The 1,379-nt window shown below is 45.8% G+C and carries 1 protein-coding gene; it reads left to right on the top strand.

The window, feature by feature from the left end:
• Positions 1-93: 93 nt before the first annotated feature.
• Complete coding sequence (locus KO537_RS22920; protein WP_173496475.1) at positions 94-1,110, top strand: IS110 family transposase; 1,017 nt, start codon at positions 94-96, stop codon at positions 1,108-1,110.
• Positions 1,111-1,379 lie beyond the last annotated feature (269 nt).

Raw genomic sequence — 1,379 nt, 5'->3', positions numbered from 1 at the left:
GGATAATGGAATGGACCCATCCACTTTTAATCGGCCTCGCAATGGGCCACGATGTAGTCGCTAAAACTCATCAGAAAGAGGACGGGTCCACCTATGAAGATTACTACAATCGGTTTAGATATCGCAAAGTCTGTTTTTCATGCTGTTGGTGTCGATAAAGCAGGCAAGTTAATCAAAAAGAAAATGCTTAGACGCAAAGACTTGCTGCCCTTTGTCGCGAAAATTGAGCCTTGCCTTATCGTTATGGAGGCGTGTGGCGGCGCGAGTTATTGGGCCAGAGAATTTGAGCAATTTGGGCACGTAGTTAAGTTAATTGCCCCGCAGTATGTGGTTCCTTTTAGGCAAGGTAATAAAAATGACTACAACGATGCGCTAGCCATTGCGGAGGCTGCGCAGCGGCCCAACATGCGGTTTGTAAAACCCAAAAGCGTCGAGCAGCAAGATGTGCAACTGCTCCACCGTATGCGCGAACGATTAACTAAACAATCAACAGCCTTAATCAACCAAGTGCGAGGCATGTTAGCAGAATACGGTATTGTCATTACCAAAAGTAAATCGGCTTTTAAAGCCCAGTTACCAGATATTTTGGTCGATGAAGCCAATATGCTGACCATCAAGGGTAAAGCCATCTTTTATCAGTTATATGATGAGGTTATCGACATTGAAAAACGGCTTAAGAGTTGTGACACCCAAGTACTAAACGAAACTCATAACAATGTGATTTGTCAGCGATTACAAACTATTCCTGGTGTTGGGCCTGTCACCGCTACGGCGATTTATGCTGCAGTGGGTGACGGTAAAGACTTTAGCAATGGCCGACATTTTTCAGCTTGGTGTGGCTTAGTACCTAAGCAGCACAGCAGTGGCGGGAAAGATAACCTCCTCGGGATAAGTAAGCGGGGAAACGCCTATTTACGTACGCTATTCATCCACGGCGCCAGAGCGGTGTTGCGACACAGTGGGAGTAAGTCGGATAAGTTGAGTTGTTGGGCTATCCAGCTAGCGGAGCGCCGAGGTTTCAATCGTGCGTGTGTGGCCGTCGCGAATAAGCTCGCCAGAATGTCATGGGTTATCGCGGCACGTGAAGAAGAGTTTCGGCTCGCTATGTAACAACATCAAATGTACTTATTATGTTAACGATTAACCAACCAGCAAGTTGCTAAGACACTTGATTTGATGATGAGACAGTCAGACTGATCTACTAAAAACCTTACGAAAACATAGGCTCTGATGAAGCCGCAGGGATGATAAGGACAGTAGAAGCAAATATCCATCAGGGCCAGAGGAATCCCTCAATAAGAGGCCGAATATATGGGTGCAATGAACTCTTCTCAAAATTGATATCGAATGTCTTGCAAACCGGATGGGTCCATATATGT

The organism is Shewanella sp. NKUCC01_JLK (assembly GCF_019345615.1).
Classification (GTDB): Bacteria; Pseudomonadota; Gammaproteobacteria; order Enterobacterales; family Shewanellaceae; genus Shewanella; species Shewanella oncorhynchi.
This window is presented reverse-complemented; position numbering and strand designations above follow the sequence as displayed.